The sequence below is a fragment of the Bradyrhizobium sp. SBR1B genome, from assembly GCF_014198205.1.
Classification (GTDB): domain Bacteria; phylum Pseudomonadota; class Alphaproteobacteria; order Rhizobiales; family Xanthobacteraceae; genus Bradyrhizobium.
Genome location: NZ_JACIHC010000018.1, coordinates 17,879 through 37,744, shown reverse-complemented (window position 1 = coordinate 37,744; position 19,866 = coordinate 17,879). Strand labels below are relative to the sequence as shown.

Genomic DNA, 19,866 nt, shown 5'->3' with positions numbered 1-19,866 from the left:
TCCGTTCATGTCGAAAAACAATCGGAGGAAGCCATGTCCCAAGCCAAGCGCATCGTTCTCGCCGCGCGTCCCGTCGGCGAACCCAAAGCATCTGATTTTCGCCTGGAGGAATTCGCGGTCCCGACGCCTGCGGCAGGCGAGGTCCTGCTGCGCACGATCTGGCTGTCGCTCGATCCCTATATGCGCGGGCGCATGAGTGATGGTCCGTCTTATGCCGCGCCGGTGCCGGTTGGCGGCGTGATGGAAGGCGAGGCGGTTAGCGAGGTCGCGGTCTCCGACAATCCGGATTTCGCCAAGGGCGACATCGTCCGTGCACGAACCGGTTGGCAGTCTCACGCGATCTCGAACGGCAAGGGCCTGATCAAGGTCGATCCGAAGCTCGGTCCGATCTCGACCTCGATCGGCGTGCTCGGCATGCCCGGCATGACGGCGTATACGGGCCTCCTCGACATCGGCAAGCCGCAAGCAGGCGAGACCGTCGTCGTTGCCGGCGCCTCCGGTGCGGTCGGCTCGGCGGTGGGGCAGATCGCCAAGATCAAGGGCGCACGCGCGGTCGGCATCGCCGGAGGCAAGGACAAGTGCGCCTACGTGGTGAAGGAGCTCGGCTTCGATGAGTGTCTCGATCATCGCGAAACTGATTTTCCGGCCAAGCTAAAATTCGCCTGCCCCAAAGGGATCGACGTCTATTTCGAGAATGTCGGCGGCGCCGTGTTCGAGGCGGTGTTCCCGTTGCTCAATCCGTTCGCGCGCGTGCCGGTTTGCGGCCTGATCGCGCACTACAACGACACCGAAGCCAAGGCGCCGAAATGGGCGGCCAGCATGATGCGCGCGACGCTGACCAAGCGGCTGACCTTCCGCGGCTTCATCGTCTCCGACTTCGCCTCCCGCCATGGCGACTTCCTGCGCGACATGTCGGGATGGGTCCGCGACGGCAAGGTCAAGTACAAGGAGTTCGTCACCGAAGGCCTGGACAGCGCGCCCGGCGCCTTCATGGGCCTCTTGAAGGGCGCCAATTTCGGCAAGCAGCTGGTCCGCGTCGGGCCGGACAAGGCCTAGCGCGACAGAGACTTGGACTCACGTGGTTACAGAGCCACAGGCCTCGTGGGGATAGTTAAGAAAGAGTCACCAAATGGTCACACCTGCCCGCAAAAGCCGCAGGTGTGACCGGCTGTTCATTGACGGGATCGCGAAGGCATTGAATCATCGGGCATATTTTAGGTGCTGCGATGTTAGAGATCAGTGTTTTCTGCGTTATCCTGCTTGCTGCCGGCTATTGGCTGGCCATGTTCGTCATGGGCCGCCACGACGACGTCATCCATGGCAAGTTCGTCCATGTCGACGAGGAGGGCGATCTTGCTCGCCCCTCGATGCCGGCGCCGCCCCCGCCGTTCCCGAAGCGCCCGGTCAAGGCCGCGCAGCCTGTCAGGCAGCCGCCTGCCAATGATCTCGCGGCCAAGCCGGTGAACAGCGAGGCGCTGCAATCCTTGCTCGCCGCGATCCAGCAGGACCTCAAGAGCGTCGCCTGAGCCGATCGGCGCGCCTTAATGCTCGCCGCCCATCTGGGCGAGCAACTCCTCGATGTCGACATCGACCTGGCCCGCGGCCCTGACGTGGCGGACTTCAAAACTGTCGGGCCGGAAGCGGTATTCCACCAGCCCGACCTCCTTGATCGCGATCCGGTCCTGGCGCTGATCGTTGATGACGAAGCCGGCCGACGGCGCCCAGACATGGCGGGTATGGCAATAGGTGAAGTCGCGCCGCTGGTGCACGTGGCCACTGGCGATGAGGCGCAGATCGATCGTCCCGAGCATCTCGATCAGCCGGGCCCGGGCCGGCTGCGGCACGTAGCGGATCGCGGTCTCCGGCGTTTCGGGATCGTCAGGCAGGTTGAGAAATAGCGGCTTGTGCAGGAACAGCGCGACCGGTCTGCCCTTCGTGCGAGATATCTCCTGCGACAGCCAGTCGAACTGCTCGGCCTCGAAGGCGAGCCCGGAGTTCATCACCAGCGAGTTGAGGCCAATGAAGCGCCAGCCTCCAGCCTCGAACGCCCAATGGTCTTCGCCGATCAGGTCACAGAATTGCCGGCGATGCGCTTCCGTGACCGGCGGCTTCGGCGCCGGGCCGACCGCGGTCGGATTATCGCCGATGTCGTGATTGCCGGGGAGGTAGCGGCAGGCGACGGGCAGGGCGTCGTGCAGGTCTTTTGCGAAGACGACATCGTCGCGGCCGGTCGGCCCGTCGAAGGCGACATCGCCGGTGTTGATCACGAGGTCGGGCCGGTTGCCGTCGATATGCTCGCTGATCGCCTGGAAGTTGGCGATCAGGCCGGGGAAGCGCCGGCCGAGATGGGTGTCGGAAATCTGCGTCAGGCGAAATTCGGGCATGCGATCATCGTACCCGTGCTCGCGCGTCGGAACGATGACGGCGCGGGCATAGATCGCAACGAACAAAGTTTAAAGCACGCGGTAGCGGATCGTGTAGGCGTCCTGCGGCGCGACGGTGTCGGCGAGCGGCGAGGCGATGCGGTCGGCGAGGTGCCAGGGGCCGAACTCTTGGGAGCGATGCGGCTCGGCGGGCAGACGGAGGCGGAACTCGAAAATGCCCTTGCCGGGCAGGTTCACGACCAGCACGCGATCCGCGGTGCGGTGGTTGAGCGCGACCGCGCCGCGCAGCAGCGCGCGGCCGCCCGAGAGGTCGCGCACGCCCTCGACCAGCGCCAGCGTCTGGTTGCGGTCGGTATGCAGCTCGATCTGGCTGTCGGTCACCGCCGTCAGCATCGCCCGGGGCATGCGGATTTCGAACTCGACGGCGGGCTTGGACGGATTGAGACCGAGATAGGCGAGCGCGGCGTGGCGCATGTCGTAGGCGGCAAAGGCGAACAAAGCCGTCGCGGCCAGAGCGGCGAGGCCATGCCTGACGACATCGCGCCAGGTTCGGTAGCTCAGGCGAAAGTAAACCGTCATCGCCAGCGCGACCGCAAGCGCCATCGCGATACCCGAGAGGGCCGACATCAGGATACCGAGCCGGCCGTCGGCGGATTCGCTCCAAAGGCTGGACAGGGTGGTCATGGCGCCATCTCGCCTCGATCTCGCCTTGGGCCCGAAAAGGGGCCGAAATCGCTTTAACTATCGGTGGTTGGTCGCGAGAGCGGGAACGCCGGTTCAACTCGTTGATTGTCAGGACGAGGAGCGGCAGCTAATGGACGGTCCGGCGCCGCCCGCCGGATGGGAAAGTTCCGATGTCCGTTCAAATGGTCTTGCTGCCGGTCTTCGTCCAGATCGGCCTCACCTTCGCGCTGCTGATCGGCATGGTTTTCGCGCGCCGCAAGACGCTGGTCTCCGGCGAGACCAAGATCCGCGACATTGCGCTCGGCGAGCCGAACTGGCCGAAGGGCGCCACGCAGATCGCCAATTGCTACCGCAACCAGTTCGAGCTGCCGGTCCTGCTCTACGTTCTGATCGCGCTGGCGCTGCCCCTGCGCCATGCCGATCTCTTCATCGTGCTGATGTCCTGGGTGTTCGTGGTGACGCGCTTTGTCCATGCCGGCGTGTTCGTCTCCTCGAACGATCTCGGCCGGCGCTCCACGGTCTGGCTCGCCGGCGTGCTGGTGCTGCTGGCGATGTGGATCTACTTCGCGCTGAAAATGCTGTTGCTGATCTAGGCGCATCCGCCAATGCCATCTGAAAGATTCAAATGACTCCCGCTGCCCGGCTCTCCGCAGCCATCGAACTGATCGACACCATCGAGAAAGACCGCGTGCCCGCGGCCAAGGCGCTGAAGGAGTGGGGTACCGCGCACCGCTTTGCCGGCTCGGGCGACCGCGCCGCCATCGCCGGCCTCGTCTGGGACGTGCTGCGCCGCTACGCCTCGAGCGCGTTCCTGATGGATTCCGATACCGCGCGTGCCAGGCTGATCGGCATGCTCCGGCTCGAGCGCGACATGGACACGGCCACCATGGGCGCCTTGTTCGACGGCAGCCGCTTTGCGCCGGCGCCGCTGACCGAGGCTGAGCAGGCGGCGCTCAGCCAGCGGTCCCTGAAGGACGCGCCGGCCGCGATCGCCGGCGACTATCCCGAATGGCTGGATCCGCACCTGGCCAAAGTGTTCGGCGAGGACCGCGCCGCGGAGGCGGCCGCGATGGCGAGCCGGGCGCCGCTCGACCTGCGCATCAACACGCTAAAATCCAATCGCGACAAGGTGCTGCAGTCGCTTGCTCATCTTCATGCGAAACCGACGCCTTGGTCGGCAACCGGCCTGCGCATCGCGCTTTCGGCCGATGCGCGCAACCCCGGGATCCAGGCCGAAGAGGATTTCATCAAGGGCGGGATTGAAGTGCAGGATGAGGGTTCGCAGCTTGCGGCCCAATTCACCGCGGCAAAACCCGGCGAGCAGGTGATCGACCTCTGCGCCGGCGCCGGCGGCAAGACCCTGGCGCTCGCCGCCCTGATGCAGGGCAAGGGCCGGCTGATCGCGACCGACAGCGACAAGCGCCAGCTCGCGCCGATCCACGAACGGCTGTCGCGCGCGGGCGTGCACAATGCCGATGTCCGCACGCCCAAGGGCGAGGCCGATCCGCTGGCCGATATCCGCAGCACCGCCGACCTCGTCGTGATCGATGCGCCGTGCGCGGGAACCGGAACCTGGCGGCGTAACCCCGACGCCAAATGGCGCATGCGTCCCGGCGCGCTGGAGATTCGCCTGCGCGACCAGGCCGAGGTGCTGGAGCGCGCGGTGCCGCTGGTGAAGCCGGGCGGCCGCATCGCCTACATCACCTGCTCGGTGCTGTCGGAAGAAAACGGCGAACAGGTGAGGGCGTTCGTCGCGCGCCACCCCGAGTTCGCGCCCGTGCCACCCGAGCAGACCGCGAGCGTGCTGTGGGACAAGGCGGAGGCGTTTGGCGAGGCCGCGCTGCAATCGCCCGAGGGCTTGCTGATGACGCCGCGGCGGACCGGGACGGATGGGTTCTTCGTCTCGATCCTGAAAAAGGTCTCGTAGGGTGGGCAAAGGCGCGAAAGCGCCGTGCCCACGACCTCTCCGTGGTTGCGATTGAAATGGTGGGCACGCTTCGCTTTGCCCACCCTACGGCACCGCATCTGCCGCGCCACAGTTCCCCCCAAAACAAAAACCCCGCAGACCGGATCCCGGTCGCGGGGTTTTCTAACTTGACGTTCTGCCGGTACGTCCGTGGTCAGAACGGTGCGCGGGCGTTAGCCGACGCGGAGATTGTCAGCCGAGGACTTGCCGCTGCGACGATCGGCGACGATGTCGAACGAGACCTTCTGACCCTCGTTGAGGGAAGAGAGGCCAGCGCGCTCGACGGCGCTGATGTGCACGAACACGTCCTTCTGGCCGTCATCCGGCTGGATGAAACCATAACCCTTTTGGGTGTTGAACCACTTCACGGTGCCCATAGCCATGGGAATTTCCTTTAGTTAGTTAGATTGAGTACGCACGCGGACCGGTACGCAGCATTGCGCCCATAGTCCCTGATGAGTCGATGTTTGGAGAATTCATCTGAAGCGTGCGCGCCCGTCAGCAACGAAGCGAAGCGGCCCAGTCGTTCGGCCAAGTATCGATGATCACAATATAGCGAGAATTTGGGGCCAGTTCAAGGCACCACCCGTGACCCGGCGCGTCGCGCGACTTTGCTATTTTGCGGTGCAAATTAACCGCCCGGCGGATCTCAGTCCACGATGAAAAGGGTCGCCCCGGTCGCGGTCGAGGACCGGTGCGGGGCGTCGCCGTAGTCCGAGACCTGGTAGCTCATCCCCGCGGTGAGCTTGAATTTGCGCCCGTCGCGCAGCTCGCTGTCGAGCTCGCCCTTGAGCACGTAGAGCACGTGGCCGCGATCGCACCAATGGTCGGCCAAATAGCCCGGCGAATACTCCACCATCCGCACCCGGAGCTCGCCGATATCGAGCGTGCGCCACAACGCCTGCCCGGTCTCGCCGGGATGCGTGGTCGCCTCGACCTTGCTCCAGTCGGTGACGGTAAAGGGAGAGGCGGGGAGTTTCATGGGGAAGGTCCTGTTTCAGAGCCGGCAGTCTCGTAGGGTGGGCAAAGCTTCCGCTCGAGGAGCGAAGCGGATGCGTTCCCACCATATCTCGCGATCTTGAAAGAGATCGTGGGCACGGCGCAAGCGCGCCTTTGCCCACCCTACGAGAGCTGCGCTCGCAATGACGAGGATGGGCTAGTGGGGCAAATGGTTCGCCGAGCCCTGCACGATCAGGCCCGCGTCATTCACCCGCAGATATTCGCAGATCTTCTTGCCGCGCTCGTTCGCGTAGAACACCACGACGCTATCAGGGCTGACGAACAATTCGATCAGCGAAAAATGCAGCTCCGGCACCAGCCCGAGCGCTTTCCCCCAATAGGCGCGCAAAGCGTCCTTGCCGCGCACGGTGCCGCTCGCGTCGAAGCCCAGCATGGGGATCCGGTCCGAGGTCATCAATGCGGCCTCGTCATAGAGCGCGAGCACGCGCTCGAGATCGCGCGCGTTCCAGGCCTCGACCCAGGTCCGGCCGAGGGCGGCAAGCGTTGATGGCTGATGATGCTGTGGCATGGCGTTCTCCCTGATCTGCCCATGTTTGAGAGTGGGCATAATAGGTCAATAATACTTACCTATATCGATTTGTCCATGCCCAAAGAAGCATGTGGGCGCGCCGCCACCGCGGTTGCGGCTGGCCCGCGCGTCGCGTATCTGCTGGCCATGACAGCAGCACAGAACGACCGCTCCGCGTCGACGCCCTCGGTGGCCTCGGCGCACGACAAGATTCTCATCGTCGACTTCGGCAGCCAGGTGACGCAGCTGATCGCGCGTCGCGTGCGCGAGGACGGCGTCTATTGCGAGATCGTCCCTTTCAACAAGGCCGAAGCCGCCTTCAATGAGATGAAGCCGAAGGCGGTGATCCTCTCGGGCGGCCCCGAGTCGGTCCACGAGGCCGGCTCGCCTCGCGCCCCGCAAGCGATCTTCGATTCCGGCGTGCCCGTGATGGGCATCTGCTACGGCCAGATGACCATGGCGGCCCAGCTCGGCGGCGAGGTCGAGGGTGGCCATCACCGCGAATTCGGCCGCGCCGATGTCGAGGTGAAGGCGCCGAGCAAGCTGTTCGAGGACGTCTGGTCATCGGGCGGCAAGAACCAGGTCTGGATGAGCCACGGCGACCGCATCACCAAGATGCCGCCGGGCTTCTCGGTCGCCGGCACCTCGCCGAACGCGCCGTTCGCGATCATCCAGGACGAGAAGCGCAAATATTACGGCCTGATGTTCCACCCCGAAGTGGTGCACACGCCCGACGGCGCAAAACTCATCCGCAACTTCGTACGCAAGATCGCAGGGCTCACCGGCGACTGGACCATGCGCGCCTTCCGCGAGGAGGAGATCGCCAAGATCCGCGCCCAGGTCGGCAAGGGCAAGGTGATCTGCGGCCTCTCCGGCGGCGTCGATTCCGCGGTCGCTGCCGTGCTGATCCATGAGGCGATCGGCGACCAGCTCACCTGCGTCTTCGTCGATCACGGCCTGCTCCGCCTCGACGAAGCCAAGACCGTGGTCGACCTGTTCCGCCACCACTACAACATCCCGCTCGTGCACGTGGACGCCTCGAAGCAATTCTTGGGCGAGCTCGAAGGCGTCACCGATCCCGAAACCAAGCGCAAGACCATCGGCCGCCTGTTCATCGAGGTGTTCGAGCAGGAAGCCAAGAAGATCGGCGGCGCCGACTTCCTCGCGCAAGGCACGCTCTATCCCGACGTGATCGAGAGCGTCTCCTTCACCGGCGGACCTTCAGTCACCATCAAGTCGCACCACAATGTCGGCGGTCTGCCCGAGCGCATGAACATGAAGCTCGTCGAGCCCTTGCGCGAGCTGTTCAAGGACGAGGTGCGCAAGCTCGGCCGCGAGCTCGGCCTGCCCGAAATCTTCGTCGGCCGCCACCCGTTCCCGGGCCCGGGCCTCGCCATCCGCTGCCCCGGCGACATCACCCGCGACAAGCTCGACATCCTGCGCAAGGCCGACGCCGTCTACATCGACCAGATCCGCAAGCACGGCCTCTACGACGAAATCTGGCAGGCCTTTGCCGTGCTGCTCCCGGTCAAGACGGTGGGCGTCATGGGCGACGGCCGCACATATGACTATGTGGTCGGCCTGCGCGCCGTCACCTCCACCGACGGCATGACCGCGGACTTCTACCAGTTCGACATGAAGTTCTTAGGGGAGACCGCCACGCGCATCATCAACGAGGTGAAGGGCGTGAACCGGGTGGTGTACGATGTGACGAGCAAACCGCCCGGGACGATTGAGTGGGAATAGCACTGCAGGCTACCATCGCGCAGTTTGTCGTAGCTTGGTGAGCCTTCATTGGTTTCTTTGTGGCAAGGCGCCAGGCACGTTGAAGCCCTTGTAGTTCAAATCGAGCACTGAATTCTACTGTGCCTTTGCCAAAGCAGTGGTGCAGCGCGAGCGAGCGCGCCACGGCGTGAAAAAGGCTAAGAAGGGGCCCACTGTATTTGAGCTGGGCGACGGTGACGAACATCGCCTAGGCGGTTCAGCTCACAGAAGCCTTCCTAAAGTGATGCCAAGATCGAGCCTATTTGGTTCGCTCATCGCGCTGTCAAAGAATCAGATTGCGATGGCCACCTTTCCGAAGTGGGCGCCGGTGGCCACATAAGCGAATGCCTCCCTGGCGTCGTGAAACGAAAACGTCCGGTCGACGATGGGCTCAAGCCGGTTAAGCGAAATCGCGTCGCACATCGCCTGCAGATCTTCGATGGAGCCGACAGTGACGCCCTGCAAACGCTGCTGCTGCATCACCATCAGGGGCAGCCGTGAATTGGCGGGAGGTGGTCCGGCCAGCACGCCGATGAATGCGATCGTACCGCCGATCCGAGTAGCGCGGATCGATTCGTTCAGCGTTCCGACGCCACCGACCTCGACGACGAGATCTACGCCGTTGCCCGCGATTTCGCGTGCCTTCTTTCCCCAGTCCGGCGTGGTCCTGTAGTTGATCGTGGCATCCGCCCCAAGCGTCTTCAGTCGCACGATCTTGGTGTCACTCGACGAGGTCGCAATCACGCGGGCGCCGCACATCTTCGCGAACTGAAGAGCGAACAGCGAAACTCCACCGGTCCCTTGCGTGAGGACCGTTCTGCCGGGCAGGACTCCGCCGAGCTTCAGGACCGCGCTCCATGCGGTCAGGCCCGCGCAAGGCAGCGAGGCGGCCTGTGCGTCGTCCAGATGCTCGGGAGTTCGAACCAGCGCGTGTTCGGGAAAGAGACGATATTCGGCGAGAACGCCGTCTACCGAGCCTCCGAGAGCGGCCTGCATTTTCGTCTCGTCCGGCTCACCGTCACGCCAATTTTCGAAGAAACTGCCTACGACGCGGTCGCCTGCGGCGAACGACCGGACGCCAGCACCGACGGCTTCGACTACTCCGGCGCCGTCCGAAAGAGGGATCAGCGGAAACTTCTGGCGCGAGCCGTACCCGCCTTTCACGGTGAGCAGATCGCGATAGTTCAGCGTCGCGGCTTTGATCCGGACGAGCACCTGGCCAGTGGCCGGCTCGGGCACCGGTCTGTCGACGAGCTTTAGACCCTCAGCGCCATCCGGGCCCTGTAGTTCGTAGCATTTCATTCGGGGTTCCTCCGCCGCTTCGATGTCTCGATCGTTCTGACAATAGCTGCCAAGTCATCGACTTGCCAGTTCGTAACAATATATTGTCGGAGGTGCGTCGGGAGCCGCCCGCTGCGCCTGAAGGCGGTCCATTCGATCGGAGCCAGAAAATTACAGTATTTATCGCTAGATCGGCGTCACCATCAGAAGTGATATAGCGACTCAGAACAAAATAATATGCAAACATATTGACATATATGGCGACCGGAGTCATAAGGCCGAGATACAGATAAACGCTCGGGAGGATGTCCATGGATTCCAGATCAGTTCTTCTCGATCCGATCCGCGTCGGTACGGCGACGTTAAAGAGCCGGATCGTCATGGGATCGATGCACACCGGTCTGGAGCATCATCCGGAGCGCTTCGACGAGTTGGGGCGTTTCTATGCTGAACGGGCCAAGGGCGGCGCGGGTCTGATCGTCACCGGCGGCTTCGCGCCGAACTTCGCCGGTCGCATGAAGAACGAGCCGGGCACTTTCGAGCGCCCCGAGCAGGTCGCCGACCACAAGAAGATCGCGGGTCCGGTCCGCGCCGCCGGCGGGCGTATCCTGCTGCAGATCCTGCACGCCGGGCGCTACGGCTATCATCCGGCGGTTGTCGCGCCGTCGCCGATCAAATCGCCCATCAACCGCGACGTGCCCGCCGAGCTGACGGACGAGCAGATAGAGGAGACGATCCGCAATTATGCGACGACGGCACGGCTGGCGATGGAAGCTGGGTATGACGGCGTCGAGATCATGGGCTCCGAAGGTTATCTGATCAGCGAATTCCTCGCGCCCCGGACGAACCACCGGACCGACCGCTGGGGCGGCTCTCTTGAGAACCGCGGACGCTTCCCGATATCCGTCGTAAAGGCCGTCCGCGCCGTCATCGGCGACGGCCTGATCTCCTACCGCATCTCCGCGCTAGAGCTGGTCGAAGGAGGCTTGACGCAGGACGAGACCCTCTGGCTGGCGAAGGAGGTCGAGAAGGCGGGAGCCGATTGCATCTCCACCGGCATCGGCTGGCACGAAGCCGCCGTGCCGACGATCGCGGGTCCGGTCCCGCATGTAGCGTTCATCGACTCGACGCGCCGGCTTAAGGGAGCCGTCAAGATTCCCGTGACGGCGAGCAACCGCATCAATCTGCCTGAAGACGCCGCTCAGATCATCGCGGAAGGCTCGGCCGATCTCGTCTCTATGGCGAGGCCGCTGCTGGCCGACGCCGAGTTCGTCAACAAGGTGGCGCGCGGACGTCCCGATCTCGTCAACGTGTGCATCGCCTGCAACCAGGCCTGCCTCGACCACTACTTCACTGACCAGATCATCACCTGCCTGGTAAATCCGCGCGCAGCGCGGGAGAACGAATTCGCCGACGGGCGCGCTACGTCCGCCAAGCGCGTCGCGGTCGTCGGCGCTGGCGTCGCCGGCATGGCCGCCGCGCTGGAGGCCGGCCGCCGCGGTCATCACGTGACGCTGTTCGAAGCCGCTCCGCGCATCGGCGGGCAATTCGCGCTTGCCGCCGTCATCCCTGGCAAGGAGGATTACGGTCTTTCCCTGAAGAGCTACGAAGCGCAACTGGCGGAAGCCGGCGTCGATATCAAGACGAATACTGCGGTCGATGCCGAGGCGCTCAAGCGCGAGAACTTCGACGAGGTCGTGGTCTCCAGCGGCGTCAATCCAAGGCTAATCGATATCCCGGGCGGGGACGATCCCCGCGTCGTGCGCTACGACGATGTCCTCAGCGGCAAGGTCAAGGCGGGCCAGCGCGTGATCGTGATCGGCGGTGGCGGCATCGGTCACGACGTCGCGCTTTTCCTCGCCATGGACACCAACGGTCGTCGTCAGACGCGCGAGGAATTCTTCGAGCGTTGGGGCATCGACGGAAAGCCGGTGCATCATCAGCCGAAGCGGCAGATCACCATGGTGAAGCGTTCGGCCGGCGCGTTCGGTCGGACTCTCGGCAAGAGCACGGGCTGGATCCTGCGGCAGGAATTGAAGGACCTGAAGGTCCGCCAGATCGCCGAAGCGCGGTATCTCAAGATCGACGCCGACGGTTTGCACATCGCGCTGCCGGATCGCAACGAGACCCTTCCGGCCGACACCATCGTGGTGTGCGCTGGACAGGAATCCGACCGCGCCATTGCCGACGTCATCGCCGCCAATGGTCAGTCCGTCCACGTCATCGGTGGTGCGCGCCTGGCCGGCGAGCTCGATGCAAAGCGCGCGATCTACGAAGGCGCGATCCTCGGAAACCGCATCTGACAAGCAGCCGCGTCGAAGAAGCGCGGGACGAACCAAGATCGAGGGAACACGCGATGCCGATAGATCTCAGTGCCGACTTTCTCCAGCGACGACCGGCGAACTTCCGCCCGATGACGCCGCTCCAGTTTCTTCGCCGGGCGGCTGACGTCTTTCCCGATCGGACGGCGGTGATCCACGGCGAGATGACCTTCACCTGGCGCGAGCACGATCGCCGTTGCCGTATGCTGGCGTCCGCGCTCAAGGGTGCCGGCGCGGGCGAGGGTGATGTCGTCGCAATCCTGTGTCCGAACACTCCGGCAATGCTCGAGGCCCATTTCGGCGTGCCGATGGCGGGCGCGATCCTCAACACGCTCAACACACGTCTGGATGCGGCCGCGATCGCCTTCATCTTGGAGCACTCGGAGACGAAGGTGCTTATCGTCGATCGGCAGTGGAGCGATGTCGCTTCCGCCGCACTGGCGAAGCTCAAGAGCCGTCCGCTCGTCGTCCACATCGACGATCCCTACGCCGAGGGCGGTGAACTCATCGGGGACCTCGACTACGAAACTTTCATCGGACGCGGAGATCCGGACGGCGAGGGGACCTGGCCCAATGACGAATTCGACGCGATTACGCTGAACTATACGTCTGGCACCACGGGCAATCCAAAGGGGGCGCTGTACCACCATCGCGGCTGCTATCTGAATACGCTGAGCCAGATCGTCCATCACGAACTCAATAGCAATTCGGTCTATCTCTGGACCCTGCCGATGTTCCACGTGAACGGATGGTGCTTCTCCTGGGGCATGGCCGCCATCGGCGGCACGCACGTTTGCTTGAGAAGAGTGTTGCCGGCCGAAATCTTCGCTTCGATCGACAAGCATGGCGTCACACACATGTGCGGCGCACCCACCGTCTTGGGCATGCTGATCGAGGGGGCAGCCAAGACCGGCATCAAGCTCCAGACCCCGGTCGCGATCATGACCGCGGGCGCGGCTCCGCCGGCGCCGATTCTCAAGGCGACGGAGGAACTCGGTTTCACGGTCCGGCATGTCTACGGGATGACCGAGATGCACGGCGTCGCCGCTCTCTGTGACTGGCATCGCGAATGGAATTCGCTGTCGGCCGAAGAGCGCTCGAAGCGCATGGCGCGTCAGGGTGTTCGCAACGTCGTGACAGACGACATGATCGTCGGCAACCCCGTGACGCTCGCACCAGTGCCGCATGACGGCGCCACGATCGGCGAAATTTTGTTCCGGGGCAACAACGGCATGAAGGGGTACCTCAAGAACCCGACCGCCACTGACGAAGCCTTCGCTGGCGGCTGGTATCGGACCGGAGATCTCGCGGTCACCCACCCGGATGGCTACATCGAAATCAAGGACCGCTCGAAGGATATCATCATCTCCGGAGGCGAGAACATCTCGTCGATCGAAATCGAGGAGGTTATCTTCCAACATCCGTCGGTATCCTACGCCGCCGTCGTCGCCATGAAGGACGAGCGCTGGGGCGAAACTCCCTGCGTGTTTGTCGAACTCAAGGAAGGCCACGACGGTCTGGTGTCGGCGGACGAGATGCTCGATTTCTGCCGGGCGAGGCTCGCCAAGTTCAAGCTGCCGAGAAAGTTCGTCTTCGGCCCGATCGAACGCACTTCGACGGGCAAGGTCCAGAAGTTCAAGCTTCGCGACCGCGCCCACAGCGCATGAACGCCAACAGGATGACGGAGCAGAAGAACATGAGAGGTCTTGAGAAACGCGTCGCGATCGTGACCGGCGCTGCGGGCGGCATCGGTCGCGAGATCTGCCGGCGCTTCTTTGAAGAGGGGACGAACGTCGTCGCGCTCGACGTCAACGCCGATGCCTTGAAGAAGTTGGCCGCGGACCTCGGCGCCGGCGATGAGCGCCTGCTCTGCATCGCCGTGGACATTACGGATTTCGCCAACGTTAAAGCCGCGGTCGACCGTGGGCATGCGCACTTCGGCCACCTGGACATCCTCGTCAACAACGCCGGCTGGGACGTTGCTTCACCGTTCCTGAAGACCGAACCCGACCTTTGGGACAAGATCATCGCGATCAACCTCAAGGGGCCGTTGAACCTGCACAAGGCAGCACTGCCGCACCTCATCGCCGGCGGCGGCGGGAAGGTCGTCAACGTGGCTTCCGACGCCGGCCGCGTCGGTTCGTCCGGGGAATCCGTGTACTCCGCATGCAAGGGCGGTCTGATCGCCTTCTCCAAGACGATTGCGCGCGAGACCGCTCGCGACAACGTCCGCGTCAACGTGGTCTGCCCCGGCCCGACCGACACCGCGCTGCTGCGGTCGTTCGTGGGCGAGGGCGAGTACGGCCAGAAGATCTACGACGGCCTCAAGCGGGCAATTCCACTGAAGCGGTTGGGCCAGCCCCAGGACATTCCCGGCCTGGTCGCGTTCCTTTCCAGCGACGACGCGGACTTCGTGACCGGACAAGTGATCAGCGTCTCCGGCGGCCTGACGATGAACGGTTAAGGAGTATCCAGAGTTTCTTCACATAAGCGGCCGCAAAACGTTGCGTTGCCGCCGTTCTCATGCTCTTTCGAGGCAGAAACGCGCAAATCTTGTCGGAATCGGTCAGCCGGATGGCTTCCACTAGGAACTCGCAGAAGGTCGTCGAGATGCCCAGCGAGCAGGCGGAGTCGCCGCTTTTAGGCAGCCCGGAGCGCGTCGCGGACCATCTAAACAACCGGATCTTCTTCCGGCTCTTCCAGGTCGCGAACACGCTGCAGAAGCAGGCTGTGAAGGAACTGGGCGTCACCACCGTCCAGTGGGCGGTGCTCGGTGCGCTCTCCGACCCGCGGCCGACCTACGGCGTGTCCGTCGGTACGCTGGCGGACTTCCTGGTCGTCAGCCGTCAGAACCTGGACGGCGTCCTGAAGCGCCTCGAGCGCGACGGTCTCGTCGAGCGGGTGACTGATCCGGAGGACAAGCGCGGACGGGTCGTCAAGCTCACGACCGAAGGGTTCGCGTTCTGGAACGACCTCCGTGAGCGGATCTTCCAGTTCTACGACCAGGCGGTAAGCAGCTTCAAGTTCGACGACCGCGTCGCCTTAGCGCACTATCTCAACTCGCTGCAGGGACTGTTGACCAAGGTGAGCCTCGAGCAGCCGCGGCGCGAGCGCAAGAAGGGTAGGAAGCGCCCCTGACGGTTTCCGTCAGGAGCGCCTCGGCGTCTACTTCTTGACGAGCGGGCAGGTGCTTTCGGACAGCGGGCGGAAGGCGTCTTTCGCGGCGATCTTCGAGATGAGCTTGTAGTAGTCCCAGGGGCCCTTCGACTCCTCGGGCTTCTTCACTTCGAACAGGTACATGTCGTGAAGCTGGCGACCGTCCTCGCGGACCGAGCCTTGGCCGAACACGACGTCGTCGGTCGGTAGCTTCTTCATCTCCGAAACGACCGCCGCACCCGATTTGTTGGCAGGGGCAGCGGCGATGGCCTTCAAATAATGCAGCGTTGCCGAGTAGGCGCCCGCATGAATCTGCGAAGGAACGCGTCCGGGCGCCTTTTCCGCGAAACGCTTGGCGAAGCCGCGCGCGCCGTCGTTCAGGTCCCAGTAATAGGCCTCCGTCAGCACCAGGCCGTGCGCGGCCTTGAGGCCCAACGAGTGCACGTCGGTGATGAAGAACAGGAGCGCTGCCAGCTTGGTGTTCTCGGTGATGCCGAACTCGCTCGCCTGTTTGATGGCGTTGATGGTGTCGGCGCCGGCGTTTGCCAGGCCGATGACCTTCGTCTTGGCCGCTTGCGCCTGTAGCAGGAATGACGAGAAGTCGCTGGTGTTTAGCGGATGCTTCACGCTTCCGGCGACCTTACCGCCGTCCGCGACGACGACCGAACTGGTGTCGCGCTCCAGCGCCTGGCCGAATGCGTAGTCGGCCGTGAGGAAGAACCAGGTGTCGCCACCGGCCTTCACCAGTGCACCCCCGGTACCGTGGCTGAGTGCGTAGGTGTCGTAGGTCCAGTGAACCGTGTTCGGCGAACACGCCTTGCCGGTGAGATCGGACGTCGCCGGGCCCGTCCCCAGGAAGACCTTGTCCTTGTCCTTCGCGATCTGGCTGACGGCAAGCGCGACGCCCGAATTGGCGACGTCGATGATCGCGTCGACGCCTTCCTGGTCGAACCACTTCCTGGCGATTGCGCCACCGATGTCCGGCTTGTTCTGATGGTCGGCGGAAACGACCTCGACCGAGATGTCCTTGTGCTGCGACTTGAACTCCTCGACGGCCAATTGAGTGCCGACGATAGATCCCTGACCAGACAAGTCGGCGTACGGACCGCTCAGATCAGTCAATACGCCGATTTTCACCGTGGTTTGCGCTCGGACTGTGGGTGCGAGCAACAGCGCCGCGGAAAAAACGGCGATGGAAAAAGTCTTCATGATCCCTCCCTTTGGGCTTGCCATTTATAACAATATATTGCTATATCACGGCGCTTCACACGAACCAACTGCGGCTTTTGGCCTAGGTCGAAATATCCGCATGTGTGCGTAAAAATGGTCCGCATGCGCGGGTGCGCGCGGCGAAATCGTTTCGTCGGCCGTGACGCGAGACGCGCCTTTTACGCAATACATTGACATACAATGCGAGCGTCATGTCTCGCGGCGAGGGAGGATTCCGCCATGAAGTCGTTCGAACGTTTCGACAGATCGCGCGATTGGACTGCCGAGGAGACGCTCGTTATCGAGCAGGTCTCCCGCCTCGCGAGCGAGGCCATCGCGCCGCGCACCGAGGGGTACGACGAGCGCAAGGAATTCCCCTGGAAGAACATCGAGGACCTGCGCGCCATAGGGCTCGCGGGCATCTTCGTGCCCGAGGAGTACGGCGGAACGCCCGTGACCTATCGCTGCTACCTCGAGGTCGTCCGGATCATCTCCGCAGCCTGCGCGGCGACCGGCATCATCTTCGGCACCAACAGCGCCACGGCGAAGCCGATCATCGAGTTCGGCGACGAGGAGCAGAAGAAGCGCTTTCTGCCCCGATTCGCCGAAGGCGCGCTCGGCGCGCTCGCGATCACCGAGCCGCACGCGGGATCCGACGCTGCCAACGTGCGTACGAAATTCCGTCCCGACGGCAACGACATCGTCATCGACGGGGAGAAGATCTTCATCACGACCGGCGACGTCGCCGACTTCGTGCTGCTGTTCGGCAAATGGACCGAGATCGAGGATTCGCCCAAGGCGGTCAGCGCGGTGCTCGTGGAGAAGGGGACGCCTGGCTTCGAGGTCCTGCGCCTCGAGAAGAAGATGGGGACCCACGCTTCGTCGACCGCCGCGCTGACCTTCACCGGATGTCGCGTTCCAAGGTCGAACCTGCTCGGTAAGCCCGGCGACGGCATGAAGGTGATGATCGCGACCCTCAACAAGTCGCGGCCCAGCGTCGGCGCGCAGGCGCTCGGCATCGCATCTGCGGCCTTCGACGACATGCTCCGCTACACGAACGAGCGAATCCAGGGCGGCAAGCCCGTCGTGCTGCATCAGGCCAACACCTTCATGATGGCGGACCTGGCGACCGAACTGCTTTCGGCGCGCCTGCTGCTGGACCACGTCGGGCGCCTGGTCGACGAGGGCGAAAAGGACATCGGCGTCGAGGCTTCGATGATCAAGATCAAGGCCAGCGATCTCGCCATGCGCCTCACCACGGAGGCCGTGCAGATGTTCGGCGGCCATGGCTACACACGCGAGCACCGCGTCGAACGCCTGATGCGCGAGGCCAAGATCACGCAGATATGGGAAGGTACGAACCAGATCCAGCGACAGGTCATCGGACGGGATCTTGTCGCGCGCTGATCGCCGCGACCATCATGGAAAATACCATACCATCGGAGGAAAGGACCCGAGCATGAACTATGCCGACTTCCAGTTTCTGAAGTTCGATCCGAAGCCCAACGGGACGATGCTCGTCACGCTCAACCGGGCGGACGCGATGAACGCGACCAACGCGCGCATGCACTGGGAATTGACCAAGGGCTGGGACGTCTTGAACGACGATCCCGAAGTTCGCGTCGTCGTGGTGACCGGCGCCGGCGACCGGGCCTTCTCCGCGGGCGGCGATCTGTCGTGGATCGGCGAGACCGTCGGCAATTCGGACAAGGTAGCCGACACCCTGAAGGAGGCCGGCGACATCGTCTTCAAGATGCTCGCTTGCGAGAAGCCGATCATCTCGGCCATCAACGGCGTCGCCGTCGGGGCCGGGCTCGCCGTCGCGCTGATGGCAGACATCTCGATCATGGCGGAAGAAGCCAAGATCACCGACGGGCACGTCCGGATCGGCGTGTCCGCCGGCGATCACGCAGTGATCCTGTGGCCGCTGCTCTGCGGCATGGCGAAGGCCAAATACTATCTCATGACCGCCGACTTCGTGGACGGCAAGGAAGCCGAACGCATCGGCCTTGTCAGTCTCTGCGTGCCGCGCGCGCAGTTGTTGGACAAGGCGATGGCGACCGCGGACAAGCTCGCCAACGGCAGCCAGATGGCGATCCGATACACCAAGCGTTCGCTGAACAACTGGATGCGGACGTCGCAGCCGGCGTTCGACGCCTCGCTCGCGCTCGAGATGCTCTGCTTCCTCGGCGACGACGCCAAGGAGGGCGTGGCCGCGGTAAAGGAGAAGCGCGAGCCGCGGTTTCCTTCGGCGCAACGGAAGCCGTAAGGGTGCGGACCGAGTGCAACGAAGCCGCCGCGATCGTCGGGAGCGGAGCGGACCGTTCTCGACGTGACGAGGTGCTGCGGGGCCTCAAGGCCGCGTTGCCGGTCATGATCAGCTTCGTGCCTTTTGCTCTTGTGTTGGGCGCGCAAGCCACGCGGAAGGGCATCGACGGGGCGGTGGTGCCGATGATGACGGCGCTCAACTTCGGCGGCGGATCGGAGTTCGCCGCCGTCGAATTGTGGACGTCGCCGCCTCACGTCGCCCTGATCGTCGCCATCACGCTCCTGATCAACAGCCGCCACATCCTGATGGGCGCCGTGCTGTCTCCGTACCTGCGGACCCTCCCGCGACATCGCGCGCTGTCGGCGCTGTTCTTCATGTGCGACGAGAGCTGGGCGATGGGGCTCGCCGACGCCAGGAAGCGCTCGGACCGCTTCAGCGTTCCTTACTATCTGGGCGTCTCCTTGGGCCTATATTTTACTTGGGTCTCGTTCACCGCGGCGGGCGCGGTGCTAGGTCCGGTCATCGGCGATCCTACGACGTTGGGATTGGACATGGCCTTTCCGGCTGTCTTCCTCGTCATGCTGCGGGGGATGTGGAAGGGGCCCGTGGCCGCGCGTTCGTGGGCGGTCAGTCTCTTCGCCGCGGTCGGGACCTACCTGATGGTGCCGGGTGCCTGGTACGTCGTGAGCGGTGCGCTCGCCGGCGTCGTCGCGGCCTATCTCCTGCGGGAGCGGGTTCGATGATCGACGCGAAGGTCGCCATGACGGTCGTGCTGATGGCCGCTGCCACCTATCTCACTCGTTGCCTGGGCTACCTCGTCATGCGCGACCGGGAATTCGGGCCGGGGGCGAGGGCAGTTTTCGATGCCGCGCCTGGCTGTGTCCTGCTAGCGGTGATCGCCCCCGCGTTCGCCTCGCCTCGGCCCGCCAACCTTCTCGCCTTGGGAATCACTGCACTTGCCGCTTTGCGGCTTCCGTTGCTCCCGACAGTAGTTATCGGCGTGTCAGCAGCTGGACTCTTGCGCCACGCGCTAGCTTGAATAGATGGTCCCTCAAGCTGCTGGCCGGATACTTGGGGGCTGATGACGGTTGACGGTATCGTGCGGAAAGGGTGAGGAGTGTGGGTGGCCGTTGTGCCTTAGCTCACACTCTCGCATTGCCGATTGACTCCGATACTTGGCGAAGAGCCAGCATTTCCAAACCACGCAAATTTTACTGTGAATTCAAGAGCGAATAAATGCGGCAGGTATACCGTCGGCATTTGTCCGTCAGACTTGTAAAATTATGCATGTGAATCAACGGCGA

20 protein-coding genes are annotated in these 19,866 nt (G+C 63.6%); 13 read left to right on the top strand and 7 right to left on the bottom strand.

The genetic code is table 11. The features are described from left to right. The first annotated feature begins 33 nt into the window (after positions 1-33). Positions 34-1,056 carry an NADP-dependent oxidoreductase gene (locus GGD61_RS32055; RefSeq protein WP_092252698.1) on the top strand — a complete coding sequence of 341 codons (1,023 nt, stop codon included), beginning with the start codon at positions 34-36 and terminating at the stop codon, positions 1,054-1,056. A gap of 170 nt (positions 1,057-1,226) precedes the next feature. Next, positions 1,227-1,526, top strand: coding sequence for a hypothetical protein (locus tag GGD61_RS32050; protein WP_092252700.1), 300 nt, complete (start codon positions 1,227-1,229; stop codon positions 1,524-1,526). 15 nt (positions 1,527-1,541) lie between these two features. Here the strand turns inward: GGD61_RS32050 and GGD61_RS32045 are convergent, their stop codons facing one another. Both GGD61_RS32045 and GGD61_RS32040 read right to left on the bottom strand, forming a co-directional pair. Next, on the bottom strand, positions 1,542-2,384 hold the full coding sequence (locus GGD61_RS32045) for a metallophosphoesterase (protein WP_092252703.1): 843 nt from the start codon (positions 2,382-2,384) through the stop codon (positions 1,542-1,544). A gap of 69 nt (positions 2,385-2,453) precedes the next feature. Further along, positions 2,454-3,068, bottom strand: a complete 615-nt coding sequence (locus tag GGD61_RS32040; RefSeq protein WP_177236928.1) for an acriflavin resistance protein — start codon at positions 3,066-3,068, stop codon at positions 2,454-2,456. Between the two features lie 170 nt (positions 3,069-3,238). On the opposite strand from GGD61_RS32040, the gene GGD61_RS32035 reads away from it, so the two are divergent. Both GGD61_RS32035 and GGD61_RS32030 read left to right on the top strand, forming a co-directional pair. Then, a complete protein-coding gene (locus GGD61_RS32035; protein ID WP_092252705.1) occupies positions 3,239-3,661 on the top strand; it encodes an MAPEG family protein in 423 nt (140 codons plus the stop codon). Between the two features lie 32 nt (positions 3,662-3,693). Continuing rightward, complete coding sequence (locus tag GGD61_RS32030) at positions 3,694-4,995, top strand: RsmB/NOP family class I SAM-dependent RNA methyltransferase (protein ID WP_183231869.1); 1,302 nt, start codon at positions 3,694-3,696, stop codon at positions 4,993-4,995. A gap of 212 nt (positions 4,996-5,207) precedes the next feature. Here GGD61_RS32030 and GGD61_RS32025 read toward each other — a convergent pair whose 3' ends face one another. The 3 genes from GGD61_RS32025 to GGD61_RS32015 form a co-directional block, all read right to left on the bottom strand. Continuing rightward, complete coding sequence (locus GGD61_RS32025; RefSeq protein WP_008141931.1) at positions 5,208-5,417, bottom strand: cold-shock protein; 210 nt, start codon at positions 5,415-5,417, stop codon at positions 5,208-5,210. Positions 5,418-5,683: 266 nt separating this feature from the next. After that, entirely contained in the window at positions 5,684-6,016 is a 333-nt protein-coding gene (locus GGD61_RS32020) for a DHCW motif cupin fold protein (protein ID WP_092252709.1), read from the bottom strand. 174 nt (positions 6,017-6,190) lie between these two features. Next, a complete protein-coding gene (locus tag GGD61_RS32015) occupies positions 6,191-6,562 on the bottom strand; it encodes a nuclear transport factor 2 family protein (protein ID WP_092252711.1) in 372 nt (123 codons plus the stop codon). Positions 6,563-6,709: 147 nt separating this feature from the next. On the opposite strand from GGD61_RS32015, the gene guaA reads away from it, so the two are divergent. After that, on the top strand, positions 6,710-8,308 hold the full coding sequence (guaA, locus tag GGD61_RS32010; RefSeq protein WP_092253065.1) for a glutamine-hydrolyzing GMP synthase: 1,599 nt from the start codon (positions 6,710-6,712) through the stop codon (positions 8,306-8,308). A gap of 309 nt (positions 8,309-8,617) precedes the next feature. On the opposite strand, the gene GGD61_RS32005 is transcribed toward guaA, so the two are convergent. Continuing rightward, the gene (locus tag GGD61_RS32005; RefSeq protein ID WP_183231868.1) at positions 8,618-9,628 is read right to left on the bottom strand and encodes an NAD(P)-dependent alcohol dehydrogenase; all 1,011 of its coding nucleotides are present in this window, start codon (positions 9,626-9,628) and stop codon (positions 8,618-8,620) included. A gap of 290 nt (positions 9,629-9,918) precedes the next feature. On the opposite strand from GGD61_RS32005, the gene GGD61_RS32000 reads away from it, so the two are divergent. From GGD61_RS32000 to GGD61_RS31985, 4 genes are all read left to right on the top strand, one after another. Further along, a complete protein-coding gene (locus GGD61_RS32000) occupies positions 9,919-11,910 on the top strand; it encodes an NADPH-dependent 2,4-dienoyl-CoA reductase (RefSeq protein ID WP_183231867.1) in 1,992 nt (663 codons plus the stop codon). Positions 11,911-11,963: 53 nt separating this feature from the next. Then, entirely contained in the window at positions 11,964-13,595 is a 1,632-nt protein-coding gene (locus GGD61_RS31995; protein WP_183231866.1) for an AMP-binding protein, read from the top strand. Positions 13,596-13,624: 29 nt separating this feature from the next. Next, entirely contained in the window at positions 13,625-14,392 is a 768-nt protein-coding gene (locus tag GGD61_RS31990; protein ID WP_183231890.1) for a glucose 1-dehydrogenase, read from the top strand. Between the two features lie 110 nt (positions 14,393-14,502). Continuing rightward, on the top strand, positions 14,503-15,066 hold the full coding sequence (locus tag GGD61_RS31985) for a MarR family winged helix-turn-helix transcriptional regulator (protein ID WP_210311265.1): 564 nt from the start codon (positions 14,503-14,505) through the stop codon (positions 15,064-15,066). Positions 15,067-15,093: 27 nt separating this feature from the next. Here GGD61_RS31985 and GGD61_RS31980 read toward each other — a convergent pair whose 3' ends face one another. Beyond that, the gene (locus GGD61_RS31980) at positions 15,094-16,293 is read right to left on the bottom strand and encodes an ABC transporter substrate-binding protein (protein ID WP_183231865.1); all 1,200 of its coding nucleotides are present in this window, start codon (positions 16,291-16,293) and stop codon (positions 15,094-15,096) included. A 240-nt stretch (positions 16,294-16,533) separates the two neighbouring features. On the opposite strand from GGD61_RS31980, the gene GGD61_RS31975 reads away from it, so the two are divergent. The 4 genes from GGD61_RS31975 (at position 16,534) to GGD61_RS31960 (ending at position 19,601) form a co-directional block, all read left to right on the top strand. Then, entirely contained in the window at positions 16,534-17,700 is a 1,167-nt protein-coding gene (locus GGD61_RS31975; protein WP_183231864.1) for an acyl-CoA dehydrogenase family protein, read from the top strand. A gap of 52 nt (positions 17,701-17,752) precedes the next feature. Next, positions 17,753-18,562, top strand: coding sequence for an enoyl-CoA hydratase/isomerase family protein (locus GGD61_RS31970; RefSeq protein WP_183231863.1), 810 nt, complete (start codon positions 17,753-17,755; stop codon positions 18,560-18,562). Positions 18,563-18,666: 104 nt separating this feature from the next. After that, entirely contained in the window at positions 18,667-19,305 is a 639-nt protein-coding gene (locus tag GGD61_RS31965) for an AzlC family ABC transporter permease (RefSeq protein ID WP_183231888.1), read from the top strand. After that, complete coding sequence (locus tag GGD61_RS31960; protein ID WP_183231862.1) at positions 19,302-19,601, top strand: AzlD family protein; 300 nt, start codon at positions 19,302-19,304, stop codon at positions 19,599-19,601. The genes GGD61_RS31965 and GGD61_RS31960 overlap by 4 nt, the downstream gene beginning before the upstream one ends. The last annotated feature ends 265 nt before the right edge of the window (positions 19,602-19,866 follow it).